This window comes from Streptomyces thermospinosisporus (genome assembly GCF_039526425.1).
GTDB lineage: Bacteria > Actinomycetota > Actinomycetes > Streptomycetales > Streptomycetaceae > Streptomyces > Streptomyces thermocarboxydovorans.
The window spans coordinates 21,891-31,557 of the sequence record NZ_BAAAIZ010000046.1 but is presented as its reverse complement, the minus strand read 5'-3'; the positions used below and the strand labels follow the sequence as shown (position 1 = coordinate 31,557).

10 protein-coding genes and 1 pseudogene are annotated in these 9,667 nt (G+C 68.1%); 6 read left to right on the top strand and 5 right to left on the bottom strand.

Annotated features, from left to right (window positions below):
* Nucleotides 1–297 precede the first annotated feature (297 nt).
* From ABD207_RS17070 to ABD207_RS17055, 4 genes are all read left to right on the top strand, one after another.
* Nucleotides 298–978 carry a barstar family protein gene (locus tag ABD207_RS17070; RefSeq protein ID WP_344013913.1) on the top strand — a complete coding sequence of 227 codons (681 nt, stop codon included), beginning with the start codon at nucleotides 298–300 and terminating at the stop codon, nucleotides 976–978.
* A 79-nt stretch (nucleotides 979–1,057) separates the two neighbouring features.
* A complete protein-coding gene (locus tag ABD207_RS17065; protein ID WP_344013912.1) occupies nucleotides 1,058–1,564 on the top strand; it encodes a hypothetical protein in 507 nt (168 codons plus the stop codon).
* Between the two features lie 65 nt (nucleotides 1,565–1,629).
* Nucleotides 1,630–3,783, top strand: a complete 2,154-nt coding sequence (locus tag ABD207_RS17060) for a trypsin-like serine protease (protein ID WP_344013910.1) — start codon at nucleotides 1,630–1,632, stop codon at nucleotides 3,781–3,783.
* Nucleotides 3,784–3,895: 112 nt separating this feature from the next.
* Nucleotides 3,896–4,813, top strand: coding sequence for an alpha/beta hydrolase (locus tag ABD207_RS17055; RefSeq protein ID WP_344013908.1), 918 nt, complete (start codon nucleotides 3,896–3,898; stop codon nucleotides 4,811–4,813).
* 54 nt (nucleotides 4,814–4,867) lie between these two features.
* On the opposite strand, the gene ABD207_RS17050 is transcribed toward ABD207_RS17055, so the two are convergent.
* Complete coding sequence (locus ABD207_RS17050) at nucleotides 4,868–5,305, bottom strand: ATP-binding protein (RefSeq protein ID WP_344013907.1); 438 nt, start codon at nucleotides 5,303–5,305, stop codon at nucleotides 4,868–4,870.
* Between the two features lie 131 nt (nucleotides 5,306–5,436).
* Here ABD207_RS17050 and ABD207_RS17045 point away from each other — a divergent pair.
* Both ABD207_RS17045 and ABD207_RS17040 read left to right on the top strand, forming a co-directional pair.
* Nucleotides 5,437–6,269 (top strand): annotated as a pseudogene (locus ABD207_RS17045) (helix-turn-helix domain-containing protein).
* On the top strand, nucleotides 6,266–6,508 hold the full coding sequence (locus ABD207_RS17040; protein WP_344013905.1) for a DUF397 domain-containing protein: 243 nt from the start codon (nucleotides 6,266–6,268) through the stop codon (nucleotides 6,506–6,508). The pseudogene ABD207_RS17045 and the gene ABD207_RS17040 overlap by 4 nt, the downstream one beginning before the upstream one ends.
* Before the next feature lie 76 nt (nucleotides 6,509–6,584).
* On the opposite strand, the gene ABD207_RS17035 is transcribed toward ABD207_RS17040, so the two are convergent.
* The 4 genes from ABD207_RS17035 to ABD207_RS17020 form a co-directional block, all read right to left on the bottom strand.
* Complete coding sequence (locus ABD207_RS17035) at nucleotides 6,585–7,634, bottom strand: hypothetical protein (RefSeq protein WP_344013903.1); 1,050 nt, start codon at nucleotides 7,632–7,634, stop codon at nucleotides 6,585–6,587.
* A gap of 168 nt (nucleotides 7,635–7,802) precedes the next feature.
* On the bottom strand, nucleotides 7,803–8,156 hold the full coding sequence (locus ABD207_RS17030; protein WP_344013901.1) for a hypothetical protein: 354 nt from the start codon (nucleotides 8,154–8,156) through the stop codon (nucleotides 7,803–7,805).
* Nucleotides 8,153–8,632, bottom strand: coding sequence for a hypothetical protein (locus ABD207_RS17025; RefSeq protein WP_343999212.1), 480 nt, complete (start codon nucleotides 8,630–8,632; stop codon nucleotides 8,153–8,155). Before ABD207_RS17025 ends, ABD207_RS17030 begins: the two co-directional genes overlap by 4 nt.
* 124 nt (nucleotides 8,633–8,756) lie before the next feature.
* Nucleotides 8,757–9,413, bottom strand: coding sequence for a DUF4360 domain-containing protein (locus ABD207_RS17020; RefSeq protein ID WP_344013899.1), 657 nt, complete (start codon nucleotides 9,411–9,413; stop codon nucleotides 8,757–8,759).
* Nucleotides 9,414–9,667 lie beyond the last annotated feature (254 nt).

Below are 9,667 nucleotides of genomic sequence, written 5' to 3'. Positions count from 1 at the left end.
CGTCCCCCACCAGATCACTCACACCCCACCAACGACCCAGAACCCAAACCGTTTCGGATCAATATGAGAAGTGGAAGGGCGCCAAAGAATACAGGGTCCCGGGCGGCACGGAGGCTGAGAGAATCTTGGTCAAGACGCTTCCGAACGGCGTCGAGATAATCGGTTGGACATCCACGCACTACAAGAAGATTCAGCGCTTCACCGCCCCGCACTTCCCGGACTGGGGTTGGACCAAGAAGTAAGGCCGGTCGAATGATTCTGTACCGAATCACTGCGAAGGATTCCAGCCGAGTCCTGGTGACGTCCGAGGACATCCGAGGCTTCTTCGTGGAACACGATTCCGAAACAGTGGAGAAGTTCACCCTCATCAGAGTTCACCGAGCGGAGATGCCCCGGAAGAAGATCGAAGAAGCAGAGCTCCACGTCCTCGACCGCCACGGGGAGCCGATCGGAAAGTACTACCTCGGAAGGGTCCTGGCCGCTTTCCAGGAACTACCGCACGTCGGCGATGACCGGCACCCGGATCTGGACTTCTCGGGGTACACCTGGGAGTACCCCAAGGCGGGGGAGATCTGGAAGAAGTGGGCGAGGGGGATCGAGTACGGGGAGTGGGCCCGGCAGCCTCCGGAATGGCACCCGAGCTGGCTGCACGTCGTCCAGAACGCCTGGTTCACCGCAGGCAAAGCGGCAACCCGGTACGGAACCGGATCAACAGCCGTTCTCGACGGCACAAAGATCACCTCCAGGGAAGCATTTTTCTGCGCACTGGGAGAAGCCGTCAACGGAACCGGCGGATACTTCGGATCGAGCCACGGCGGACTTCTGGACTGTCTGCGTAATGCGCAGCAGGGAGGCACTCCCCCGTTTGAGCTGATCTGGCGCGACTTCTCCGTCTCCCGTGCGGCGCTGGGCGATGACTTCGCCCACGACGTCGCGTCTGCCTGCCGGCAGCACGGCGTGACAGTCACGCAGATGTAGGCGCCTGAGTCTTCAGCAGCGCTTGAACGGAAATCGTGCTCCGGCTTACCGTCCGGAGCCTTTCACCAAGGAAAGTTGAATGAAGCGTAAGAGATGGGTGGCCACCGCTGCGGCCTCGATGGCTGCGGGGGTACTGGCTTGGAGCTTGACGGCGAGCGGCACGACTCGTGCCGAGGGGCCGGACGATGTCACGCCGGTTGCGGATGAAGCACCGGGATACGCCGTCGAGGATTTCGCGTACCCGCAGGCCGACAGGATCCTCGCGGAGCGGAACATCGTCCTGAAGCGCGGCGACGGCCACATCACCCTCGCCGACTGTGCCGGCGAGAGCGGCCTGTTGGAGGTCTGGGCGCGCGACAAGGACAGGATCTGCTTCAAGGCCGTGGGCAACTCGGGCCGACTGACCATGGAGATCCCGGCCGTCTACGCCATCAGGGGCAACAACTACGCGACCGAGGTCGACATGACCGTCGGGACCGAGAAGAAGTCCTTCGACATCGAGAAGAACACCTGGACACCGGTGGGCGAGAGCGCGGACGAGCAGGGTCGCCGGCACGTGCTGGTGGAGATCAGGACCTCCAAGTAGCGGCTGCCTGAACGCCTTTCACCCATCTTCCACTGAGGAACAACGTGATACGAAACAGCAGACCTGTGCGCTCCGCCGCGCTGGTCGCATCTCTGCTCGCCCTGACCGCCGTTCCGGCAGCTGCCGTTACCGGACCCGCCGTCCCGGCTTCCGAGTCCACATACGCCTATACCGCACAGATCATCGTCGGCGATCACCACCGTGGCTGCTCCGGCGTCCTGGTCTCCGCCGATTGGCTGCTCACCGCAGCCAGTTGCTTCGCCGACAACCCCGCAAGTGGCTCCGCGCAGCCCGGCAAGCCGCAGCGGAAGACCACTGCGACCATCGGGCGTTCGGACCTCATCGGCACCACCGGGGCAGTACGCGACGTCGTCGAACTCGTGCCACGGACCGACCGGGATGCCGTACTGGCGCGGCTCGACCGCCCGGTCACCGGAATCGCCCCGATCTCCCTGGCCACCACCGCACCGGCTGCCGGTGAGGAGCTGCAGCTGGCCGGGTACGGGCGCATCAAGACGGAGTGGGCACCGCTGAAGCTGCACACCGGTGCCTTCACCGTGGACGACTCCACGGCCACCACCGCCACGGTCACCGGCAAGGACGGTGCCGCCGCGTGCATGGGCGACGCGGGTGGTCCCCTGGTCCGGACGGCGGACGGCAAGCACCAGCTGGTGGCGGTCAGCAGCCGTTCGTACCAGGGTGGTTGCTTCGGAGTCGACGCGCAGGAGACCCGCACCGGTGGCATCGCCGCCCGTGTTGACGACCTGGTCTCATGGATTCAGGCCACGACGAGCGCGGCTCGCATCAGCGACTTCAACTGCGACGGAATACGCGACACCGCGATCGCCGATCCCGATGCGGCAGTCGGCGGTGACACAGCCGCCGGCTTGGTCCGGGTGGTGTACGGGGGCGGCAAAGGCACGGCCGAGATCAGTCAGGACCTGAACGCGGTGCCCGGCGGCTCGGAGCCGAACGACCGGTTCGGCTCGTCGCTCGCCACGTTCGACCACAACCTCGACGGCTGCACCGACCTCGTCGTGGGCGCCCCGGCCGAGGACCTGGGAACGGCAACCGACGCAGGCTTGGTCAGCATCCTCTACGGTGCCCCGTCCGGACTGGCCGCCGGCATTCCGGCCGTCGCCCTCGAGCAGGGCTCCGGCACCGGCGCTCTCGCCTCGATGGCTGCCGAGTCCGGCGACCGGTTCGGCCACGCGCTGGCCGCGGGCACAACTCTCTCCGGGGACCCGTACCTTGCCATAGGTGCGCCCGGCGAGGATGCCTCCCGCAACCTGGCAGACGCGGGCGGTGTCCTGTACCTGCGGGGCACCGGCACGGCCAACGTGCTGATCCACCCGGACAAGCCCGGTGTCCCAGGGGCCATAGAGGTGGGCGACAGGTTCGGCTCCGCGATTGCCGGGTCTCCACAGCACCTGGCGGTGGGTGCCCCGGGCGAAGCCATCGGTTCAAAAGCTTCCGCCGGCGGCGTAGCCCTGTTCAGCCACACCCTCAACTCCGACAAGCTGCCGACCGGGATCGCCGGCCTCGACCAGGACCTCGACACTGTCGAGGGCGCAGCGGAAGCCGACGACCGGTTCGGAGCCTCGGTGGCCCTGGCCCAGTACCGTCCCGACGCTTCCGCCACGGGCACCGAATCGATCCTGGCGATCGGCTCACCGGGCGAGGACGGCGCGAAAGCCGCCAACGCGGGCCGCGTCGACACCTTCCGTGTCACCACCTCCGGGTTCACCCAGATCTCCGGCCTCTACCAGGGCGTCGCCGGCATTCCGGGCGGCGCCGAGGACGGGGACGCATTCGGGCAGACCTTGTCCGCCGTGAGCACCGCTCCCGGGGCGGTCAGCACTGCACAGAACACCTTGCTCGCGGTGGGCGTGCCCGGTGAGGACAGCCCGGGCGCCACCGACGGCGGAACCGTGTACACCTTCAGCCTGACCAACGGCACCTTCATCGCCACCGTGTACCCGGGCAAGTTCGGCATCCCCGGGGCCCTGGGTAACGGGCACAAAGTAGGCGCCGCCATCCACGCGACCGGGTCCGAGCTCTACCTCGGTCTTCCCAACGGCCCGGTCTCGTACGGGTCGGCACATGCGGTGCCATGGGCCAACGTCGTGAACGGTGCGACCCAGCCGGTGACGACGTTCCGGCCGGGCGCGGGCGGCCTCCCAGCATCCGGGAAGGCATTCGGCTCCGTGATCCGCTGATCCTCCGGCCCGGTGACACAACCCGGTTCAGCCGGCATCGCTCCCGTGGCACGACGCATGCCACGGGAGCGATGCCGCTCGTTCGCGTTCCTCCTGCCCGAAAGCACATGTCATGCGACGCATCCTGCTGCCCGCACTCACCGTCGCCCTGACCGGCGCCGGTGCCCTTTCCACCATCATGTCGCCGGCCCCGGACAACGGTGGCCCCCACACAACCCCGGCCGTGCAGGCCGCTTCCATCAACTCCGCCCATCGGTATGGAGATCACCCGCGCCAGACCCTCGACGTTCGCTGGAACAAGAGCAATTCCGGCCCCAAGCCCGTACTTGTGCTGATCCACGGCGGCTACTGGTACCACCAGACCGACTGGTCCTCTTGGGCTGAGCGTTTCGCAGCGGAGGGCTTCCAGGTGTTCGCCGTCAAGTACCGGCTCAACTTCGATGCGGGCTGGCCCGCCCAGCGCGACGACATCGCAGACGCCGTCGCATGGATCCGCTCGCACGCCGCCGAGTTCGACGCTGATCCCAACCGCGTCGTGCTGCTCGGTTCCTCGGCCGGCGGTCAGCTGGCAACCGACGCGGCAACCCGCGGGAGCAACGCTTTGAAGCTGAAAGGCGTGGTCGCTCTGTCTCCCGTCGCTTCCCCCTACCGAGCGTGGAACGACGGCAACAACTCCACGAACGCCAAGAAGCGCAAGCTGCGTGACAACACCGTGCTCCTCGCGCGCTGCCACCCCGACGCGAAGGACACCTCCACCAGCCATCACCCCTCGTGCTGGGGCACCTGGCGCAGCATGGTGTCGAAGAACTGGGTCGACCCGGGCGACGCCTCCATGTACCTGGTGCACTCCGAGGACGACTTCGTACCGCCATCCCACTCCACCGACCTGGAGGCGACAGCCGAGGCCAAGGGGGTCCCCGACAACCGGATTCAGACGCGCATAGTGCCCGGGTCCGCCCACGGAGGCTCCCTCCTCAACGAGCCAGGTGTCTACGACCGCATCGTCGACTGGCTGAGAAGCAAGGCTTGAGGGAAGGCCCTCGGGAGCGGCCTGCGTGCTCTCCGCATACGCAGGTCCCGTGCGTCAGGAGGCGACAGGCCGACCGAGATCGATCTCGGCTAGGACGGTCTTGGCGGGCGGCATGCCGTCGGCCACCTCCCAGCGGTCGGCGAGGGCACCGACGAGCAGCAGACCGCGTCCGCGCTCGTCCAGCGTGCGCGTGGGTCGTACGGCGGGGCACGGCGGCCCGCTGTGGGTGTCCGTCACCTCGGTGCGAAGCCGGTCGGCGAGGTGAGTGAGGCACAGCTCGAAATCCCTCCCCGGCACGCGTCCGTGTGTGACGGCGTTGGCGGCGAGTTCGGCGACGATGAGCGCCGCCGCATCGGAGACATGGGTGCCGTACGGGATGCCCCAGGCGTGGAGTTGGGTCACGGCGAGATGCCGGGCCAGGCGGGCGCCGCGCGAGGTGGAGCTGAAACGCTGTGTGAACACACGTAGGGTAACCGGGGTCGTCTGGGTCATGCGCCCCAATCTGGCGGCCGGAACGGGCACTTCTCCAGGTCAAAACCGCGTACGCTGCGACTGCGTACGCGGTCCCCCGCTGGACAGTACTGGTCACCTACCGTGACCATGACTCCGGGAGGTGACCGAGCGTGGCCGAAGGTGCGGTGGGGGCGAGCGAGCCGGAGTCGTCGGACAGTCTGCGGACGTTCGGGGCGGTCCTGCAGGCCCTGCGCGAGCACGCGGAGCTGAGCAGGGAGCAGTTCGGGGAGCTGGTCCGGTACTCCAAACACACGGTGGCGTCGGTGGAGCTGGGCCGGCGCATGCCAGACGAGGCGTTCGTGGAACGCGCGGAGGAAGCACTGGGCAACACGGGTGCGCTGCGACGGGCGGCGGGGTGCCTGGCCCGGCAGCCGGGGCTGGCGGCGTGGTTCCGGCGGTGGACGCGGCTGGAGCAGGTGGCCATCACCTTATACACGTACGAGTGCCGGATGATTCCTGGGTTGTTGCAGACGGAGGAGTATGCACGTCAGCTGTTCATCGACGAGTTGCCGCCCCTGAGCGACGAACAGATCGAGGCTCAGTGGACGGCACGCGCTGAACGACAAAGGCTGCTCCGCGAGCGCCCAACACCACGTTCAGCTTCATCCTCGAGGAGCACTTGTTTCTGCGCCGCACCGGGGGTGTTGCGGTCACACGGGAGCTCATCGACCACGTGTTGAACCTTGCCCAACTCCGGAATGTCACGATCCAGGTGATGCCGTTGGTGCGCGCGTCGCATGCTGGGCTGCATGGCCCCATCCGGTTGTTGGAGACGCCGGAGAACAAGTGGTTCGTGTACAACGAAGGCCAGGCCAGCGGGCATCTCATCACTGACTCGAAAGCAATCAGCGTGCTTCAGCGGCGGTATGCCAGGATGCGTTCACAGGCTCTCACCATTCTGGACTCTATGAGCCTGTTGCAGCGGATGCGAGGGGACCTATGAACGCGCCAGACCTGGCATGGTTCAAGAGCAGCTACAGCAGCGGCTCAGGCGACGATTGCGTGGAGATCGCCGTTGCCTGGCACAGGTCCACGTACAGCAGCAGCGGAGATGGTGACTGCGTAGAGGTGGCCACCTGCCCCACCACCGTCCACGTCCGTGACTCCAAGGACCGGCAAGGCGCCCAGCTCGCCCTCTCCCCCACCGCCTGGGCCGAGTTCCTCACACGACTGCGCGCCTGACAGCGCACCCTTTGTCAGTTCTCGCAGCCGTCGATGTCGTCGTCGCAGCCCTCCACCTTGTCCGGGGCCATGGGGATCAAGTCTGCACCGCTTCACCGGCGGCTGCGCGGTTGAGCAGCACGCCGAGGATCACAGGCGCATCGCGCCTCCGGCTGGCGATGAGGACCTGCTTCTCGCCGTCGCGGCACTCGATGACCACGCCGTTGTACTTGTAGGCGCCGGGCCAGGCATCGGGGTCCTCGCCGAGGCGCCAGCCTCGCACGCGCTCCACCGTGAGCGTGTCCGGCAGCTCGACGCGGGCGACACGGCCGGCCGGGTCCGGGGTGGTCGCGGGCGGGCCGTCGCCCAGCACCAGCAGGTTGCAGCCGTAGCGGCTGTACGGCACGTCGCCGTGGACCGTCGCGCTCACCGTGATCCGGGAGGCCGGGACGACGGGGACGATGTCCGACGTGTCGTCCGCCTTGCGGATCCGCCGCCACACCAGCCAGAAGGTCAGCGCACCGATCGCGGCGGACGGCGGGATGCCGCAGGCGGCCACCAGGAGCGCGTCGCGGACCGTGTCTGCTCCGGACGCGAGGAAGGCGATGGTGCCCTCCATCAAGCCCGCCGCCCACACCGCGCCGGGCATCAGCGTGTGCCGGCCCTTCGGGGCGGTCGGGTAGCGGTACCGGTAGTACCAGCCGGTCCACACCAGCAGCACACCCACGGGCACCAGCCCAAGCCCGATGCCGAGCGGCATCCGCCAGTCGCCGATCGGGGACTCGTGGGTCTGCTGGGTGACGCCGTCGAAGGTCACCGCGCGGATCTCGCCGCGCCAGTACTCGACGGTCACCCGGTCGCCGGGACGCACACGCCCGTAGATGTCGTCGCCGACGTCGCTCATCCGCAGCCGCCGCTCGCTGCCGCGCTCGGTGACATGCAGCCAGTGCCGGGTGCTCTTGCCCCAGACCTCGTCGACCTTCGCCTCCACCCTGGCCGGCACGGAGACCGGCCTGGCGGCCCGGTACGCGCGCTCCTCGGCCTGATGGTCCGGCACGGTGCTGAACAGCCAGGCACAGACCAGCAGCACGACAAGGCCGATGCCGACGGGAAGCGCCGCCTGCCACACCCGGACCGTCTTCCGCACCCGTACCTCCCACCGTCGCACTGCCGTTCGGTGAGACCGACGCTACGGGGCCGGCAGCCATCCGCATCAGCCCGGCGCACGGCAGCCCCGGGCTCTTGCAGGTTGCCGGGTTCCGGCAATGGGGGGGAAGAGAAGAGGGGAGCGGAGCGCGGCCTGGGCCGTACCGGCTCAGCGCCGGTCCGTGGCGCGGGGGTGTGCCGTCCCCGCGAAGGTGATCCAGCAGGTCTCGCGGGCGGTGTCGGGCAGGTACCAGACACGGCCGCCGCCGGTCACCTCGATCTGCCACTGCTCGCAGGTCTGCCCGCGACAGGTGCCGTGCGCCAGGCTCCCCTTGAGCCGGTGGTGCCGTGGCGTCTCCGGCCTCGGTTCCGTGCGCATGCTGACCCAGGCGCGGTAGGTGTTCTCGCGGGCCTGCTGGGCGAGGCTCTCCCAGCCCTTGGCCGAGGCGGCGTCGGCGAAGCGGACTTCCCAGTGGCCGCGCGGGGCCGGAGGTGCGGCGCGGTCGCCGCGGGCCGGCGTCATGCGGCACCCCTCGGGTCCGGGGCCGGGCCGTAGTCCTCGTCGTGGTCCCTGGTCAGGGCGGCCAGCAGCTCCGGGTCGGAGTGGACCTCGGCGGTGTGCTGCCAGGCGATGAGCAGTTGGGCGACGGCGGCGCTGTTGCCGACCGAGTCGGCAGCGCGCATGGTGTCGACGAGTTCGACGGCGAAGGCGTGCAGATCGGACTCGGGCAGGAAGCGGACCCAGGGGAAGGCGTCCGGCAGGAGGTCGAGAAGCAGCTCCATGCTGCCCGGTTCGCGGCGTGCGATCGCGGCGAGCATCCGGGTCGCCGCCGACACCACGGTCTGGTCCTGTTCGGCCCGTGCCGCGGTGGTGAGGACCAGATCCTCGCCGTCCCTGCGGTGCAGAAGCAGTCTCGGTGTCTCCTTGAGCCGGGCGAGTGTCTTCTTGTTCTTGTTGACCAGCTCGGAGAAGTTCACGGCCGCGTTCTCGGTGCCCATGACTTTGAAACTACTTTGAAAGCAGCCGTCTCGCCATCGCCCGAAAGAGGGGCAGGGGCGGCCCGCCGGGTGCCGGTGGCGGCGGGCCGCCCGTCAGGGGGTGGGTCGTTGCTCTCTGCCGGGGCTACTTCTTCTTGCCGGGGCACTCCTTCCAGGCCAGGTGGTAGATGGTGCTGATGTCTCCGTCGGTGGAGTCCATGGTCATGAAGCTGACCTTGTCGCGGGCCGTGCCCGGGTTGACTCTCAGCTCCGTGTTGATGTTGAAGTTGCGCTGGACGCCGCAGGGGGCCCACACCAGCTGGGCCCAGTCGGTCTCGTCGGTGGCCTGCCAGTTGTTCTCGTAGGGGCCGGAGTACGGGTGGCTGCGGTACTCGGTGTTCGGCGAGCCCTGGAAGTAGTACGAGGCTCTCTGGGTGCCGGTGGCTCCCTTCTGGAGGGAGGCGAAGCCTCTGTAGTCGGCGCTGGCCACGGCGTAGGTGAAGCCGTGCGGGACGTGGACGATCAGGCTGAGCTGGCAGTTCTTGCGGAAGGCGGTCGGGGGCGAGTCCCCGCCGGCCTGGGCGAGGTAGTCGCTGTAGGTGACCGTGAACGCCGTGTTGTCCTCGGAGACGGCGACCGCGGTGGTGCCCTGGGGGCAGCCGGAGCCGTTCACCGTGGCGACCTTGATGACGATCTTGTCCGGCGGCGGGTCGACGAAACCGGAGGACGGGTTGTGCGCGGGCAGCGCGGCGGTGAGGAGCGCGGACGCCGCCGCGGCGGTCAGGAGCAGGCCCGTTGCCATGGGGTCTCCATCCATTCGGTGGGGGGTGAAGTCACGCATGCGCTCCCGGCCTTCGTGAAGGAGGCATGAAGACACTGTGAAGGCCGGGAGCGGTGGCATCGTATGAAGGGCGGGGTGGGCCCGACAGAGCCAACTCCGGCCATTCACTTCTCACTCGACATCCCAGGGCGAAACGGGCGTTTCGGTTGCCCCGTTGTGAACGGCGGGTGGCCCGTTCAGGGACAATGGCCCACCAGCACCACGTGTGGCACCGC